This is a genomic window from Chengkuizengella sediminis, assembly GCF_010078385.1.
Lineage (GTDB): Bacteria > Bacillota > Bacilli > Paenibacillales > KCTC-33759 > Chengkuizengella > Chengkuizengella sediminis.
On record NZ_SIJC01000003.1, the window covers coordinates 1 to 16,575 of the forward strand.

Below are 16,575 nucleotides of genomic sequence, written 5' to 3' on the forward strand. Positions count from 1 at the left end.
CACCAATGGAATATCGTCACTATTTAACTGCAACAGTTGCATAAAATAGCGCCAATCTGTCGATTGACGCTACATACATCTTTATATTATTTCCACTGTCTATTTGACAGGGGGCAGTTCAAATGAATTGGCGTTTTTTGCTTTTAACTTAAGTTTCCCAAATAAATGCGAATAAACCAATTAAAAATTCCATTATATCCCTCCTCAATTAGCATTCTATTCTTCTTCATTTTAGTTGTAAAACATTAATTACCTATATTTTTCTCCAATTTTATGATTATGTCTTACTCTACCCAAATATGAAATCAACCTGTCGAAACAAAATACTTTACAGCCTTCTTGTTTTTTTACGTCTTATTTTCTAAAAACATTATCAATAATGTTCTAAAAACAATATAATATCTGAACCATTGTTTTAAACATGAGCTTCAAATATTTACAAGTGTAGAGTGTTTATCATTATTCAGCAGTCACAGGAGGTGAAAAAATGTCATTTTCTAAATTTTGTTGTTGTGCTATAGGTGCAGGAATCGCTATGTTAGCGTTGATCGGTATTGGAATCGGAATTGGCCAAGCGGGTGCATTTGCAGTAGAAGGAATCGCACGACAGCCCGAAGCAGCTGATGCGATTAATGAAACTTTAATTTTTCGTGTAATACTGCCTGAATTATTTCTTGCCTTACTCGCTTTTACTGTTTCCATACTAATTATCTTTCTATGTGTAATAAAAAGAAAGGAAACACCCCATTGTTAAAAAAGTGATTCAGGTTTCGACAATCTGCGTTTCCCTAACTTCAACATGGTAGACCTTGATATATCAAGGTCTACCATGTTGTTTACATTTAAACATCTTAAAACTATTCTAAATGGAAATGGATGGTCTTTTAGTTGTAAATATTTCAAAAAGCCCTTTATGTAATAAATATTTCATAGTATTATATTATAAGAAATAAAAATTTAAAATGAACATGTGGAGGTCCTGCTGTTGGAAAAAACAAAATTTAACCTATTATCAGAAAAGACAAAACAATCTGCTGAATTATTTGAACAAGCGAAAAAGGTGATACCAGGTGGTGTTACAGCTAATATCAAGTATATTGCACCCCACCCCATCTTCATGGAAAAAGGTAAGGGTAGTAAACTTTATGATGTCGACAATAATGAGTATATCGACTATCTTTTATGTTACGGCGCATTAATCCTAGGTCATGGTCATCCTTATGTATTTGAATCAGCAATGAAACAAATGAAAGAAGCCGGCACGACTATTTTTGGAACACCTCACCGTTTAGAATCAGTTATGGCTGAAAAATTAATTTCACTTTATCCAGGTATTGAAATGGTCAGATATTCAAACTCCGGCTTGGAAGCTACGTTGCTTGCGATCAGAACAGCAATGGCTTATACAGGAAAACCGAAACTTGCTAAATTTGAAGGACATTATCATGGCGGATACGATCAAGTACTGTTGAGTGTTAACCCCGAGGATGATCAAGCAGGCAATGCGGAATTTCCAAATCCCGTGCCTGAGTCTCGCGGAATTCCTGACTATTATGTGGAGAATACGATCATACTTCCATTCAATGATTTAGCATCAACAGAGAAGATTTTAAGAACAAAAGCGCATGAAATTTCTTCTATCATTATGGAGCCAATTCAAGGCGGGTTTATTCCTGCAGATCAAGAATTTATGGCAGGGCTCAAAGTGTTAACAGAAGAGCTTGGCATCCTGCTCATCTTTGATGAAGTCAAAACGGGTTTTAGATTATCCCTTGGTGGCGCACAAAAAAATTACGCCATTAAACCTGATATCACAGCTCTTGGAAAAGTACTTGGAGGTGGGTTCCCAGTAGGTGCAATCGGTGGAAAAAAAGAGATTATGCTCATCAGTGCACCTGATGGAGGGAGAGATATTCTAACGGCTGGCGCTGAAAATAAAAACAAACAGGATGCTTTGTTTCACAGCGGAACATACAACGGTCATCCGACAATCCTTGCGTCAGGCCTTGCAACAATTGAGGTGCTTGAGAGTGAAGGTACTATGGAAACATTATTCTCTAATACTCAATTACTGAGGGTTCAGCTTGAGGATGTATATAAACAATACGATATACCTATGAAAACGGTAGGAGAAGGCAGTATTTTCAATATCATTCTTACAGAAAACAACATTAAAAACTATCGCGATATGAATAAAGCAGATACCACCTTAAGAAAAAAGCTAGATTACGAATTACTGAAACTTGGAATTTATACGAAACCACTTAATCGCTACTCCATGTCAGTCGTTCATACAGAGGAAGACATTGCTCGTACAGTAGAAGCGCATAAAAATGCAATTCAAATTGTTAAGCAGGTGTGATGTATGAAAAAGAAAGTAATACAACGTATTGAAGATGCCATAAATGACATTCAAGACAGTGCAACGCTGATAGTTGGTGGATTTGGTTTGTGTGGAATTCCTGAAAAGGCAATCCAAGCGCTAGTAGAGCAAGGAACCAAAGATCTAACCATTGTCAGCAACAATTGTGGAGTTGATGACTTTGGTCTAGGGCTTTTATTAAAAAACAAACAAATTAAAAAAATGATTTCCTCATATGTTGGTGAAAATAAGGTATTTGAACAGCAATATTTAAGTGGGGTCACAAAACGGCGATTTAGCGAACTGGATGATTCCGAGCAGAATGGTTAAAGGCATGGGAGGGGCAATGGATCTTGTTCATGGTGCAAAACGCGTCATTGTTATAATGGAGCATAAAAATAAATATGGGAAACCTAAAGTGAAAAAGGAATGCACACTTCCTTTAACTGGAAAAGGCATTGTGGATCTTCTAATAACAGACTTAGCTGTTTTTGAATATACGTCTAAAGGCATGATGTTAATCGAAAGTTTGAACAAAGCAACAGTCAAATCTATAAAGGAGCATACTGAAGCTGACTTTATTGTTCATGATAGTCTTAACCAAGTGTAACCGTAAAGATTATTAAAGAAAAGATTAGGATGATTCAACATTCATAAGTGGGGATTCTATCTTGCGAAGAGTGAAGCCCTACTTTCATTTTGTAGATGCAAACAGCAGCATATTAAAGTAAACTGAAGAAAAGGTTACTTTCTAGTAATGTAGAAAGAGGTTTAACATGGATATTAATGTGTATAAGGTCATCTCAGAGAAAATGTCATCAATGAGCAAATCACAATTAAAAGTTGCACAGTTCATTTTGAAAAATCCAAATCATGTTCCTTTTCATAACGTAGGGGAATTGGCAAGATTGGCGAATGTCAGTGATGCAACCATTGTTCGATTTGCAACTTTTCTTGGTTTTTCAGGTTATCCTGAATTTCAACGTCATATTCAAACTTCTGTGCAACAACAACTATCAACCGCTGAGAGACTCAAGCTGTCTAACAAGTTGTACGGAGAAAATGATCAAGAAATTTCTCAAATCTTTAAGGAGGATATTGGGAATATTCAATTGACCATGGAAAATTTAGATGCCAAAAGCTTTCATCAAGCAGTCGAGTATTTATTGAAAGCTAAAAAAGTGTATATTGTGGCGAACAGAAGTGCAGCGGCATTAGGAATGTTTATGCATTATTATTTGAATATGATTCTTGATCATGTTGAAATACTTGAATCTATGAAAGAAAATGCAGACCGATTATATGATTTGCAAAATGACGATTTAGTTGTTGGTATTAGTTATTCTCGTTACACCAAAAACACAGTTGATGTTTTTTCTTACGCAAAAGAAAAGGGTTCTATGACCATCGCTTTAACAGATAATCTCTTATCACCACTAATTCAACATGCAGACGTTTCATTAACATCAACAAGTCAAATGCCAACATTTATAGATTCTTTTGTTGCACCATTAAGTTTAATAAATGCTTTAATTATCTATACAGGAAAAGAAAAAAAAGATGGTTTTGATCAAAAATTAAATTCTTTAGAAGATGTTTGGGATAGATTTAACGTATTTTATAAAGATTAATAACGTCCAGTTCGATCGGCATAGAAACTGTTAAAACCGATATAAACAGCATTCATTGTACTAGTTGTAAAGAAGTAGTTATTAACGTCTTACGTTATCAACTACTTCTTTATTAAGGTAGGTTTAATTCCCTATTAGAGTCATTAGATGATCTGGATAATTATTTACGGGTGTAGTTCCCTCAATGCCTGCATTTTCTCCAATTATAAATATCCGATCCCTGTTCAATCCAACGTTTAAATATGCTTCTATATCCGTCAGAGCATTTCCATAAGCATCATCTATCATCCCTCCACTATTCAATACATTTGATAAATAGCCTTCTTTATACCCTGCTGAATCATCAGTAAAAGATGCCTCCGGATACGTATGTAATATCCCATGTGGAAAACCATTTTCAATTAGCCATCTTTGTGAAACTTCAGATAACCAATATGGTCTTGCTGTCAGATAGATTATATTGTATCCTTGCTCAACATAATAATCTACAACGTCATTAGCACCTGTATACATTTCTGCACGATATGTCTCTGAAAAAAATTCATCAGCATATTCTTTTACAGATTCGAAATCATCAGTTGTCAATGTACCATCAATATCAAAAACAACAAACTTTTGATCTTGATCAATTACTTTAATAAACATATTTGCAAAAGTTGCATCACCTTCAACATGCAATCTAATTAGGTGTAATCCATCTCCTAGTTTCTGATCTTCAGGGATAGTAAATGATATTCGACCATCTGAGTCAGTTTCTTTCCTACCCATCTGTGACCAAGCAGGTTCTTCATCTGAAAATGACCACAAATATATTGAAATCCATTCACCTTCAAGGTCTTTCCTAATATCTCCATATTGAAATTTCCCTTCGATTATCTGTGATTCAGTAATATTATAGATTTTGTCATAACCATTATGATGTGGAGTATGAGTTGATATGAAGAATTCATTAAAAAAATCGTCAAAACCTTCGGGTTGTGGGCTAGTAAATACATCTACTGACAGATCATAATACAACTTACTAGAACTCCCTGAAGCATCCACTAAATTGTTAGTTGGGAGAATAAGTATAACTGGCAGGATCAATAAAAAAAGATATTTTTTCACTTTATCATTTCCTTTCAATATATTTCTCCTTATTTTATTACTCAATCAGATAGTAAAAAATGATATTGTACGGTGGTTTACTATAAATGATTATTTAACAGCATAAACGTTAACGGTAAATGAATTCCCACCTGTACCTGATGGGTCTGCTATATATATGGAGTCATTCTTTATGACATTAGTGTATGAACCATTTTTTAATGAGTTAAAAATAATTGGATCAGTCCATATCGCAACATCCTCTTTCACTCTAAAACTGATAGTATCTGCATTGGAGTTATTAACAATTTCCCAATATAATTTTTCAGTACCTGAAGGAATGTTTACTGTAGAAAAGTTATTGCTTGAACGGTGTTTCTGACCTGACTGAGGTCCACCATTTGATGTAATTGAAGCAATTAGAGTAAGTTGTTCTACTGGTCCTTCATACTCACTTCCTTCGTTCATACTTTTAATGATATTAACGATATCAGATTCATGAAACCAATCTAGCATAATAATATTTAATGGTTCATTAGCCCAATCATTTAGCACCCATCTTGGAACTTCATTGTTTGCTGATCTAGCTAAATCATGTAATGAATCAACACCTATCGCAGAAAACGGATCTAAACCTCCAAGTACAGCATCTATGATTAAATCATCATCAGGTGTTAATACCCCTTGAAGAACAAAAAACTTGTTTAGATCTGCTGAGTTTATACTTTGATCAAGCTTTTGTTTTAATACATTTACATCAGTTGTATTTGCCCAATCCGATTGTATGTTCAATCTGTGATCCCAAATCCAACTCATAAAGTCATCTGCATAAATATTTCTTATATCTATTGTGTCAGTATAACGCTGGTGATCACTGCCATATAACACGATAACTCTCTTATTTTCATTCCAAAGCTGATCAAGTGTAACATTAACTCCATATGATGGTGGAATTAATAAATCACCAAAAGTATTTTGGAGTAAATTATTGAGATGATTATAGCTCGTTTCAGTCATTTCATAAAAATGTAGAAAATCCAAAATAACAATTTCCTTTTCGTTTTCATTCAAAAACCTTTTCGTATCAGCGATGATTTCATCCACTGACTCCCCATATAAACCGTGAAGAGTACGTAAATTCGTTTCTTGAATTTGATAGTCGTCAAAAACCGGCTGCCATACATTTGGTGCTACGCGTAAATCAAAATAACGAATTCCTTCATTTAACTGTTCTTCAATGGTTAAACCTTGTGTCTGTGACCAATCAGCAACAATTGATTTTCCTGCGTGTGCAGCTCCATTTTCAAATATATCTTTAAGATTCCAAAAATCTGGACCTGGGTCTCTAGGGTCACTTGCATCATCCATCGTTGATGTACCAGAGTCATGAGTACCTGGTAAAATAACCTCTCGTAATGTACGATTACCAAATTCAGGGGTATTTGAGTTCACTTGCTCCATCCAATTCTCATTGCTTTCAGCAGACAGAACAAAACTACTATTCATCCAAACTGATGCAAATAATAATGTAAAAATAATAATAAAATTTAATGATTTTTTTGCCATATTCATTAAAACTTCCTCCTCTTTAATTAAATTGATTTAACTATTTCTCACATTGAAAGCCCTTACATTTGTAAATAAAGAACATCTTTAAAATAAATAGATACAATTACACTATCATTGCATGATTTTCCATCCCCCTTTATTTAAGTATTATTATATAGTTAGTTATAATTAACATTATGTGTCAATACTCCAATGGTTCAATAAATAATAGATTAATTATCTTTATTTTTAAAATATTCTGATAATAATGAATATGCTCAATGTATAATTATCACCAATATAGAGCTTAGAAATCTTCCACACTTAATATTATGCAACTTCTCTATGTAAGTCCTTATATTTGCTTTGCAAATAATATATTACGATTAAGCAACTAGTCTTACCACTTAAGTATATTCTCCATAATATACTACGGTTGTAATTATTTGTCAATATAAGATTGGAAGCGGTGTAACAATTGATAGATTTAAGTCAAAAGATGTTGAAAAGTATACTTATTTAGCAAATTAACTGTTAACAACGCTTGGTGACAAAACTCCCACAAAACTTGACACAGACTGGTAGAAAAGTAAATTGATAGATTTAAATCTTTCATTTATAATTTAAATAGAGTATTTTGTAAGTTAATCCATACTAGTTAATAATTATTCCCTTGCACATTACTTCTTCCATTATGAAACAAATCTTAGCATCCATTTACTATATTACATCAATATAAATTCTAATATCTTCTTCTACTCTATTATTTATTTTTAACTAAACAAAGTTACACTCAATACTTTTAATTTGCAGTCGTGATGTGGAAAAAAGTAATGCGAATTATTAAATGGGAAATTCATTACAAAGTGAGGTGAATCTAACTTATCAAACAAATACTCAAATTCAAAAGAAAAAGATAATCAGGAGGAGTTAATTTTGAAAAAAAGAACCATAATTTCGATCTTGTTTATTTTATCTTTTATATTTTCTGCAACTGCATTAGCAGCAGAAGTATCAAAGACAGAAGTCTGGATTGACGGAGAGCAAATACAATTTGAACAAGAGCCATTTATAAAAAATGGGACTATACTTGTTCCTTTTAGGGTTTTGTTTAGTGAATTGGGTTTAAATGTAAAGTGGGATCAAGAAACAAAAACAGTCACTGGGGAAAATGACGGTTTAACCGTTGAATTGACACTGAATAATAATCAAGTCACCGTAAATGGTGAAACGATCGAATTGTTAGTCCCCCCCCAATTGGTTAATAATCATACTTTTGTACCCTTAAAATTTGTAGGAGAATCAACAGGGGCAAGTGTACAATGGAATGGTGAAACGAATGCAATATCCATTGATAGCCCTGATTCACAGGGAAATGAACAATCAGAATCAGCGACAGACTCTGATTATGTTGCTACAGTAAATGGTGAAAAAGTAGATAAGGACAAGCTATTTGATTTAATGCTTCAACAACTAGGGGAAGAAACTACTGACGCTTTGATTCAACAGTTAATTGTTCAAACTTTAGTGTCTCAAGAATTAGCAAAAGAAGGGTTAAGTGTGACAAATGAAGAATTAGCGAACCGCGTGGTTAAAGAAATCGAACAATTTAAAACTTCATTTGGTTCTGAAGAAGAGTTTGAAGCTTATTTACTTCAATACGGAATGTCTATGGAAGATTATCAGGAATTTGTAGAAGAAATGATCCCATTCCAACTTCAGGTTGAAAAATTATTTGAATCAAAAATTAATATAACAGATGAAGAAATTGCAACTTATTATGAAGAAAATTTATCGTTCTATACAGAAGAAGAGCAAGTAAAAGCATCTCATATCTTAGTGGAAACGAAAGAAGAAGCTGAAGCTATTATGCAACAAATTAATGATGGCGCAAATTTTGCAGAGCTAGCTATAGAACATTCAACTGATCCAGGAAGTGGTGCAAATGGAGGAGATTTAGGTTTCTTTGGACGAGGTATGATGGTACCTGAATTTGAGGAAGCAGCTTTTAATTTATCCTTTGATGAAGTTAGTGAAATCGTACAAAGTCAATTTGGATTCCATATCATTAAAGTAACGGATAAAAAAGAAGCTAACACACCTACTCTTGAGGAAAAACAAGAAGAAATCAAAGAAGAGTTAATGAAAGTAGAAATTAGTAAACAGTACCAATTATGGATTGAAGAAGCTAGAACAGGATCAGAAATTGAAGTTTTGATTAACTAGAATAAGGTATAAATAGAGATAAAGAATTAGGGTTTCTTGATTTTTTATCCCCAACTACAGCCAGTGTAGATAACATTAATTTTTTAAAATAATGGAGATATGATATTATTCATATCTCCATTTTGTGTGTTTATTGAAGAAATATCAGATATTGAGTTATAGAATCATAATTTCATGATTTTAATCGCTTTTACATTCACACTATAATTGTAATTTGTAAAAGACGCTTCATTTAAGTATTCCTCCATCGAACAATTAACCCCTATCGTTACGCCTACCGGCATTCCTAGCAACCTTCCATCTCTCTCTACAGCAAATAATAGATTGTATAGATAACTGATAGAAGATTCATTTGTTTCTTTCCACTGTAACCATCCGGTATTATATGGAACTAAGTTCAAAAAAGTGGCTCTCATCGTCTCTTCGTAAGCTGCTAATTGATCCTCTGTTAATTCAACTCTTAGCCTATTCGTAAATAAGTCTACTAATTGAGATGACATGAATTCAACATTGGCATCTTCCTGATAGATGGTTGAATTAAACGTTCCGAGAAGCCCCATTGTAGCATCTTCTCTAATGATACTAATGGCTGGACAAAACTCTAGTTCTAATGTTTCTCTATTCACGGCCTGTGTAAGTTTATCGGCTATATAGAGAGCATCAGCAAGGGAGTCATCAGATAAGTGCCAAGCTTCTCTGAATTCAACCGTTCCATCTTCTTTTAAGATCAGCATAGGCATACTAGACTTCGTAGTTGATTCATCGCTCTGAAGAGCGCGGACACCTTGTTTCGGTTCGGGACTTTGATTCTCGCAAGCAAGAGATATCGTAGAAATATGAGTGCTTAATAGCACGATTGTCATCACGCAAATAAATATTTTTTTCATCACAATGTTCCTCCTTGGGTTTCGAATTGAATTAAGGTAGAAATGATGAGAATAATCAACCCTTTACTTATCCTATTACACTAAATCGATCTAGTCTCGAATAGGTTTTTCATCAATTAAACTTCATGATTTTAACGGCTTTCACATTGACACTATAATCGTAATTTGTAAAAGAAGCACCACATAAAAATTCCTCTTTAGAAGCATTAGCCGATACCGTTAAACCTACTGGCATTCCTAGTAACCTTCCATTTTTCTCAACCGCAAAGAATAGGTTATATAGATAACTTGTGAAAGAGGCAGATGATTCTTTCCACTGCATCCATCCAGTATCCACTGAACTTAAGTTTAAAAAAGTGGAAGTTATCGTTTCTTCATACGCTCCCAATTGAGCCTCTGTTAATTCAACAGATACAGCATTCGCAAGGAAATCTACTAATCTTGCTGACATGAGTTCAACGTTAGCATCTTCCTGATGGATCGTTGAATTAAGCGTTCCGAGAAGCCCCATTGTAGGATCTTGCTGAATGATATCAATGGCTGTGCCAAACTCCAGTTCCAATGTTTCTCTATTCACGGCCCCTGTGAGCTTATCTGCCATATAAAGAGCATCCATAAGTGAGTCGTCAGGTAAGTGCCAAGCCTCTCTAAATTCAATCGTTCCATCTTCTCTTAAGATCATCATAGGCATACTAGATGGCGTTGATTTAACGCTCTGAAGAGAGCGAACATCTTGTTTCGATTCAGCACCTTGATTCTCCGAAGCAAGGGAGTTCATAGAAATATGAGAGCTTAATAACGCGATTGCCATCGCACAAACGAATAATTTTTTCATCACAATGTTCCTCCTTGGGTTTGAATACGTCAATCAATTGGTGATCATCACTTACAAAAAGATCGCCTCTCTCTAAAAGGTGACGATCTTTTTGATTCCAATAATATTTTTAATTTTTAAATAAAAAGAATAGACCTAGTTTCCATACACATCCACAGTTTTTATGACCGTTTCATCTCCCCGGGGGTCATTATTCTCATGGACTGAATAAAATCGAACATACCTTCCTTCTTGCCCTACATTAAAGGTTAAAAAACTGCCCACCTTTTTAACAGGTAATCTACCTACCGATTGACCATCTACATAAGCAACGAGATGTGCAGTATTCCAATTTCCTACATTATCATGAGCATAAACAACAATGTTGTCTATGTATTTCTGACCTCCTAAATCGATCTGATAATATTTAGAATTCCCACCACAACTACCTCCACCAATACAGATATCTGGGATAGAACTGTAAAGTAAGCTGCTAGCTTCGATACTACTTGTATCCGTTACACTCGTATCAATTGAATCGGTAAAACTACTATTTCCCTCTGCACTAGTAAAATTAGAACCTGTGACCATCAGTAAACACACCAAGAACGACATCATAACTTTTTTCATTATAGCTACCTTACCTCTCCGTTTTTTTGATTAAGTGAGCATATATCTAGAAAGAAATCGTATCAACAAACACTACAGGTCATGGATGATTCATACAACTCTCATGTTTTTAATTAAATTTCATGATTTTAACGGCTTTCACATTGACACTGTAATCGTACTTTGTAAAAGAAGCTCCATTTAAGAATTCCTGCTTAGAAGCATTCGCTGACACTGTTAGGCCTACTGGCATTCCTAGTAACCTTCCATTTTTCTCTACAGCAAAGAACAGGTTATATAGATAACTTGAGAAAGATTCAGATGATTCTTTCCACTGCATCCAACCGGTATCCACTGAACTTAAGTTTAAAAAAGTGGCTCTCATCGTTTCCTCGTAAGCTGCCTGTTGATCCTCTGTTAATTCAACGGATACAGCATTCGCAAGAAAATCTACTAATTTACGACACATAAGTTCAACATTCGCTTGTTCTTGATGGATCGACGAATTCAGTGTTCCGAGAAGCCCCATTGTAGGATCTTCCTGAATAATATCAATGGCTGTACCAAACTCCAATTCTAATGTTTCTCTATTCACGGCCTGTGTAAGTTTATCCGACATATAAAGAGCATCCATAAGCGAGTCGTCAGGTAAGTACCAAGCTTCTCTAAATTCAACCGATCCATCTTCTCTTAAAATAATCATAGGCATAATAGACGGGGTTGATTCAACTTTCTGAATAGATTGGACATCTTGTTTCGATTCAAGTACTGGATTCTCCGAAGCAAGGGAGTTCATAGAAGTATAAGAGCTTAATAACGCGATTACCATCGCACAAACAAATAATTTTTTCATCACAATGTTCCTCCTTGGGTTTTGAATTGCATAAATGATTAGATGATCTTTATCATCTTTACACCTTTTAATGCGACCTTAAAATGAAAAGATTCATTTCCAGATAAATTCAATACTTGTTCTTTGGATGCGTTTAGCTCTGTAGTAAAAATGAAAGGTAAAGCCAATAGTACGCTCTCCTTTTCGACTAAAAAGATCATATTGTAAGTATACGTTGTGTGATTCTTCGAATGGGGGTCTGAGATGATGTTCATCCAATGGTTATCCACTTGATCTTTTAGATTCAAAAAGGCCTCTGAGATCGCTGCCTCATACAACTCCAAATTCTGTTCAGTAGGTTCTAATTCCAAATGAAATAGAATCATAGTGGCTGCTTGATGAACCGCAGTGTCGGTGGTCATTTCTGATTCAAATGTTAGATTCAATGTTCCCGCTAAGGCAAGATCTTCCCTATTTTGAGTAAAATCAATGACATTGCCAAGCTGTATTTCGTTAGTCTCTACATCCATAGCTGCTTGTTGAATGTCTAAAGATAGTTTTTGCGCCTCTTGCATTTTCTCTTCTTCTACAAAGATAAACTCTTTAAAATAAGAGGTGTCCGTTGTTTCTACTAAACTTTGTTCTATCCATGCTCCCTTGTCTGCTTCTACTAAGGACAACATGGAATATGGACTACTAAAAACAACGATCACGCCTACAAGAAGTACTGTGATTAACTTTTCCATTGGTCACCCTCTTTCTAGAAAAAAATACAAGATTCATGCTCTCGTGTTTTGATCCCTCCCATGAAAAAAATGGTTTCAAGATAAAATACATTAATTACCTTAAAATGCAATAATTAACATATTAACTATACATGTTCCTTTTTATGGAAGTCAATAAAAAATTTTTAAAAATCATCTTTATTTTGATCTAAATATTTTTTTCTACCAACCGTCCATTACTTCCCTCTTATAATGGACGGTTGACAGGGTGATATATATCCATTCAACCTTTGGTAGAATGGATATATAAGATACCACATTTTACCACATTTACCAATATAACATAGTTTGTGCGCTCGTGTAACAGTTTTTATTTTTGTTCTAAAAAAGTTCACTTTCTAGTAACTTATAACTAAATAATATGATTTGGTTGGTAGACTTGCTCCTCCATAGGATCAGGGAAACCAAAAGGAAGCTCCATTCAAAAAGAGCTTCCCTTTGTGCGTAGGTGAATAAAGACCCATGAATTCCCCCGATTAACTTGAAGTTGATGTACCTTACCTCTAAAAGTTGAATTTCCTTTTTTTAACTTTATTTTAATTTATGCTGGTGCTGGTGTTGCTAATTCCACACCTAAAATTGCTGCTGAGTCAACAACTAATAAAGAAGCTGGTTGTGCTGAACTATTTGTTTATATATTATGAAGGGGGAAGCTAAAGTGCATGGACTAAAAGAGTCTGTAATATGCCTTTTTTAGAGTTGATAGATAAGGAGTTGTGTAATCTAATATTAGAATACTCATCGTCCCAATCTTTTCTCCCAATAGAAATTGTATCAAGTTACCTCATCTTTAATATTAATTAATATAAAGTCCATTACGTAATAAATGATTGTATGACTCAATAGTATAAATCAAAAGTTCTTACACTCTCTTATTTTAGACTCTACTCTACTTTATTTTATTTCAATTATATGACTTAAGGAATGGTTGTATTTTGTCTTATAGACTCTTTGACATGGTGAATGATTCTGGATGCAGTGACTGCCATCTCTGCTCGAGTCAGTGCATGTGACGGTTTAAATGTTTCATCGGTATACCCGTTCATAATCCCTAGATCAGCTACTTCTTGAATCTCTGCGTAACTCCAATGCTGTACACTCACATCCGTAAAGCTACTCTTTTCTTTTAACTCCAGACCATACATCTCTACAATTCCGTTTACAATTCCCTCAGCACACAATTGTCGGTACCCATCAGACTTTAACAACTCACAAGATTGTACGTTTGTCATAAACTCGCACTCAACCAAGATGGCCGTCATCTCCGTCTCACGTAATACATGAAAGTTTGCTCCTTTCACTCCGCGATCTCTTCTCCCAGTTAATTGAAGTAACTGATTTTGAACACGAGTAGCAAGTTTAACAGCTTGTGTTGGAAGAGATTTATAAACAAATGTTTCAATCCCAGTTGCTTCATTCCAATCATCCTGATAAGCGTTAGCATGGATGGATACAAACAAGTCTGCTTGCCAATCGTTTGCTGCATTTGTTCGTTCCATTAATGGAACATCTCGGTCATCTGTATGTGTGAAGATCGTTTCTACTCCCTGAAATTTAAGCAACCTTTCTTGAGCATAACCCGCAACCACACGATTAAATTCGAATTCTTTTAAACTTTCATCCGGAGAACGTTTCCCCTGTGTTTCTGGGCCATGACCTGCATCAATTGCAATTTTAAATAATTCATTTGGCATAAGCTTATCAACTAGCCTTTCATCTTATTTTCAAGTTTATCGATTTTATCTATAATTAAATCATACTTTTCTGAAAACTTATTAAGTAGAGCATGAAGTCGATTCTCTCGTTCTTTACCCTCTTTTTTTGTAGTATATAAAAGCCAAACAAAGAGGACTGCAAACGGTCCTTGTGTCATAAAAAGTGTCATTAATTCTTTTTCCATGTCCATTTCTTCACCTCATTATAAATTTACACAGTAATTTCTAAAATATATGGTTTATAAAATTGCCATCCGCAGCTACTGCTATGATATAGGAGTGTTAATTCTAGCATATATACCTCATTTATATCGAAACGCGATACATTCCTGATATCTTATGAACCGTGAGATCATCACTTCCGGTGTAAACAAAACCATCTGCATCCACAGCAATCGCCCAGACCGCTTCTGTATGGCCTGTGTAGGACCATAACTTCGTTCCATTTGGTGTAATCTTATGAACCAACTCTGTAGGGGCTGTCTCTAAACCGAACCCAGTAGCATAAATATACCCATCCTGATCTACTGTTATATTATCTATGTTTCCATTGGTTTCTTCTCCTCCCCAAGACCATACTTTCGCTCCATTTGGGGTAATCTTATGAACAGTATTATCCCAACTCCCACTATAAACATAACCTTCTTGATCCACATCGATACCATAAACCGGATTCGTATGCTCTGTATACACCCAAATCTGGGTTGCATTGGGTGAAATCTTCTGTACCTTTTGATTCCAATCCCCGGCATAAATGTATCCATCAGCATCTAATGCAAGACTTTTTACTTTATTTAAATCTTGCGAGTAAGACCATACCTGACTTCCACTCGGTGTAATTTTGCGTATGGTAGCATCTGAACTCCCCGTATAAATATAACCTTCTTGATCAAATTCAATACAATCTACATCCCCTGTATATTCTGTATAAGTCCATATTTGACTTCCACTTGGTGAAATCTTATGCAGGGTATTATCAAAGCCTCCTGAATATACATATCCATCATCATCAATAGCGATCGCCTTAACAATGTCAGTGTGACCGGAATATGTCCATATATGACTACCATCAGGTGAAAGTTTGTGTAACGTTTGATCATAACCACTTGAGTAGACATATCCATTCGTATCAACATTTATACCCCGTACTCTATCCGTATGTCCATCATAAGACCAGATAAGACTATCGAACTTTAAAATAGATAATTGTTCTTCGAGATGAACGGCAACTGATTTCTTGATCGTTTTAATATCATCGGCTAACTCAGAAAAAGTATCACTACCACTGGAATCTTTCGTGTTATCTACGTTAGTTATGGCAGTAGCGACCGCTTCTTTCCCATCACTGACAGATTGAAAAAGTTCGGACAAAGCTCCTTCTACTTCTACTGAATTGAAATGTCCATTTACATCATCAATTGTGATGTTATTGGCTGTAAGTTGTATAGCTGATATTTGAGCGTCCGTATACATTCTCGCATTTTCTTCTGCTGTATCCGCTTTTGTTTGTGCACCTGTTGTTATTTCTTTAGCATTCCACGTGCTCCTCTCCGCTTCTGTAATGTGTGTTGTTGTACTTGAAGCATGAGTTTGAAAATCATCTTTCCTTGCAACTTGTTCATCGATAATATCCCAGTTCTCATTAAATGAATGACGTGAGACATTTTCGTTTCCCAAAGGCTTCTTGATTTCTAGATTGGGTGTTAATTCTGGCATAATGAAACCTCCTTTCATTCGATCCAATCAAATTATTGAAAGGAATGATGTATTTCGGTCTATTTTTTTGAAAAAAAAGGAAACCTTCGCTTTGTTTGTGTCGTATCGAGGTATTCATCATTTTGTTCATATTCATAGAACAACGATTTATCATATGGATTATAGTACAATAATGCTTTTGATCCTTGGGCTAGAAGTGTTTCATCTTTTTCTGGCATATTTTCTATTAAAACACCTTGAGCTATTTCAGTATCACTGAGACCCTCTTTTTCATCAAAAGGCATGTAATGAATCAGTGTGATTCGAACTTTCTTTTCCTCAATCTTTTCACCTAATTTAATAAAAATCATGATTCCTTCCTCCT

The 16,575-nt window shown here is 34.8% G+C and carries 15 protein-coding genes and 2 pseudogenes; 6 read left to right on the forward strand and 11 right to left on the reverse strand.

The genetic code is table 11. The annotated features are described in order from the left end of the window. Window positions 1-487 precede the first annotated feature (487 nt). From EPK97_RS07185 to EPK97_RS07205, 5 genes and pseudogenes are all read left to right on the forward strand, one after another. Window positions 488-754, forward strand: coding sequence for an ATP synthase subunit c family protein (locus tag EPK97_RS07185; RefSeq protein ID WP_162035957.1), 267 nt, complete (start codon window positions 488-490; stop codon window positions 752-754). Between the two features lie 225 nt (window positions 755-979). Continuing rightward, window positions 980-2,362 carry an aspartate aminotransferase family protein gene (locus tag EPK97_RS07190; RefSeq protein ID WP_162036358.1) on the forward strand — a complete coding sequence of 461 codons (1,383 nt, stop codon included), beginning with the start codon at window positions 980-982 and terminating at the stop codon, window positions 2,360-2,362. Window positions 2,363-2,365: 3 nt separating this feature from the next. Further along, window positions 2,366-2,641: pseudogene (locus EPK97_RS22140) on the forward strand (CoA transferase subunit A); the annotation flags it as partial. A 1-nt stretch (window position 2,642) separates the two neighbouring features. Next, window positions 2,643-2,972, forward strand: a pseudogene (locus EPK97_RS22145) (CoA-transferase); the annotation flags it as partial. 166 nt (window positions 2,973-3,138) lie between these two features. After that, complete coding sequence (locus tag EPK97_RS07205; protein ID WP_162035959.1) at window positions 3,139-3,993, forward strand: MurR/RpiR family transcriptional regulator; 855 nt, start codon at window positions 3,139-3,141, stop codon at window positions 3,991-3,993. A gap of 123 nt (window positions 3,994-4,116) precedes the next feature. Here the strand turns inward: EPK97_RS07205 and EPK97_RS07210 are convergent, their stop codons facing one another. Both EPK97_RS07210 and EPK97_RS21750 read right to left on the reverse strand, forming a co-directional pair. After that, window positions 4,117-5,118, reverse strand: coding sequence for an LNS2 domain-containing protein (locus EPK97_RS07210; protein WP_162035960.1), 1,002 nt, complete (start codon window positions 5,116-5,118; stop codon window positions 4,117-4,119). 72 nt (window positions 5,119-5,190) lie between these two features. Next, window positions 5,191-6,651, reverse strand: a complete 1,461-nt coding sequence (locus tag EPK97_RS21750; RefSeq protein ID WP_240903726.1) for a phosphatidylinositol-specific phospholipase C domain-containing protein — start codon at window positions 6,649-6,651, stop codon at window positions 5,191-5,193. Between the two features lie 912 nt (window positions 6,652-7,563). Here EPK97_RS21750 and EPK97_RS07220 point away from each other — a divergent pair. Beyond that, complete coding sequence (locus EPK97_RS07220) at window positions 7,564-8,853, forward strand: stalk domain-containing protein (protein ID WP_162035961.1); 1,290 nt, start codon at window positions 7,564-7,566, stop codon at window positions 8,851-8,853. A 164-nt stretch (window positions 8,854-9,017) separates the two neighbouring features. Here EPK97_RS07220 and EPK97_RS07225 read toward each other — a convergent pair whose 3' ends face one another. The 9 genes from EPK97_RS07225 to EPK97_RS07265 form a co-directional block, all read right to left on the reverse strand. Beyond that, window positions 9,018-9,740, reverse strand: a complete 723-nt coding sequence (locus EPK97_RS07225; protein WP_162035962.1) for a hypothetical protein — start codon at window positions 9,738-9,740, stop codon at window positions 9,018-9,020. Between the two features lie 112 nt (window positions 9,741-9,852). Further along, window positions 9,853-10,575 carry a hypothetical protein gene (locus EPK97_RS07230; RefSeq protein WP_162035963.1) on the reverse strand — a complete coding sequence of 241 codons (723 nt, stop codon included), beginning with the start codon at window positions 10,573-10,575 and terminating at the stop codon, window positions 9,853-9,855. A 135-nt stretch (window positions 10,576-10,710) separates the two neighbouring features. After that, window positions 10,711-11,145, reverse strand: a complete 435-nt coding sequence (locus EPK97_RS07235; RefSeq protein WP_162035964.1) for a hypothetical protein — start codon at window positions 11,143-11,145, stop codon at window positions 10,711-10,713. A 148-nt stretch (window positions 11,146-11,293) separates the two neighbouring features. After that, window positions 11,294-12,016 carry a hypothetical protein gene (locus EPK97_RS07240; RefSeq protein ID WP_162035965.1) on the reverse strand — a complete coding sequence of 241 codons (723 nt, stop codon included), beginning with the start codon at window positions 12,014-12,016 and terminating at the stop codon, window positions 11,294-11,296. 38 nt (window positions 12,017-12,054) lie between these two features. Continuing rightward, entirely contained in the window at window positions 12,055-12,741 is a 687-nt protein-coding gene (locus tag EPK97_RS07245; RefSeq protein WP_162035966.1) for a hypothetical protein, read from the reverse strand. Between the two features lie 956 nt (window positions 12,742-13,697). After that, entirely contained in the window at window positions 13,698-14,474 is a 777-nt protein-coding gene (locus EPK97_RS07250; RefSeq protein ID WP_162035967.1) for an N-acetylmuramoyl-L-alanine amidase, read from the reverse strand. A gap of 11 nt (window positions 14,475-14,485) precedes the next feature. Then, complete coding sequence (locus EPK97_RS07255; RefSeq protein ID WP_162036360.1) at window positions 14,486-14,680, reverse strand: BhlA/UviB family holin-like peptide; 195 nt, start codon at window positions 14,678-14,680, stop codon at window positions 14,486-14,488. Between the two features lie 121 nt (window positions 14,681-14,801). Then, window positions 14,802-16,211: a WD40 repeat domain-containing protein gene (locus EPK97_RS07260; protein ID WP_162035968.1), complete on the reverse strand. Its 1,410-nt coding sequence runs from the start codon at window positions 16,209-16,211 to the stop codon at window positions 14,802-14,804. 59 nt (window positions 16,212-16,270) lie between these two features. Then, the gene (locus EPK97_RS07265; protein ID WP_162035969.1) at window positions 16,271-16,561 is read right to left on the reverse strand and encodes a hypothetical protein; all 291 of its coding nucleotides are present in this window, start codon (window positions 16,559-16,561) and stop codon (window positions 16,271-16,273) included. Window positions 16,562-16,575: the final 14 nt, after the last annotated feature.

What these genes read in the sequence shown, in the direction of transcription:
- EPK97_RS07185 (WP_162035957.1), top strand. Translation starts at nt 488, where the DNA reads ATGTCATTTTCTAAATTTTGTTGTTGTGCTATAGGTGCAGGAATCGCT.
- EPK97_RS07205 (WP_162035959.1), top strand. Translation starts at nt 3,139, where the DNA reads ATGGATATTAATGTGTATAAGGTCATCTCAGAGAAAATGTCATCAATG.
- EPK97_RS21750 (WP_240903726.1), bottom strand. Translation starts at nt 6,651, where the DNA reads ATGAATATGGCAAAAAAATCATTAAATTTTATTATTATTTTTACATTA.
- EPK97_RS07225 (WP_162035962.1), bottom strand. Translation starts at nt 9,740, where the DNA reads ATGAAAAAAATATTTATTTGCGTGATGACAATCGTGCTATTAAGCACT.
- EPK97_RS07230 (WP_162035963.1), bottom strand. Translation starts at nt 10,575, where the DNA reads ATGAAAAAATTATTCGTTTGTGCGATGGCAATCGCGTTATTAAGCTCT.
- EPK97_RS07235 (WP_162035964.1), bottom strand. Translation starts at nt 11,145, where the DNA reads ATGGTCACAGGTTCTAATTTTACTAGTGCAGAGGGAAATAGTAGTTTT.
- EPK97_RS07240 (WP_162035965.1), bottom strand. Translation starts at nt 12,016, where the DNA reads ATGAAAAAATTATTTGTTTGTGCGATGGTAATCGCGTTATTAAGCTCT.
- EPK97_RS07245 (WP_162035966.1), bottom strand. Translation starts at nt 12,741, where the DNA reads ATGGAAAAGTTAATCACAGTACTTCTTGTAGGCGTGATCGTTGTTTTT.
- EPK97_RS07250 (WP_162035967.1), bottom strand. Translation starts at nt 14,474, where the DNA reads ATGCCAAATGAATTATTTAAAATTGCAATTGATGCAGGTCATGGCCCA.
- EPK97_RS07255 (WP_162036360.1), bottom strand. Translation starts at nt 14,680, where the DNA reads ATGGAAAAAGAATTAATGACACTTTTTATGACACAAGGACCGTTTGCA.
- EPK97_RS07260 (WP_162035968.1), bottom strand. Translation starts at nt 16,211, where the DNA reads ATGCCAGAATTAACACCCAATCTAGAAATCAAGAAGCCTTTGGGAAAC.
- EPK97_RS07265 (WP_162035969.1), bottom strand. Translation starts at nt 16,561, where the DNA reads ATGATTTTTATTAAATTAGGTGAAAAGATTGAGGAAAAGAAAGTTCGA.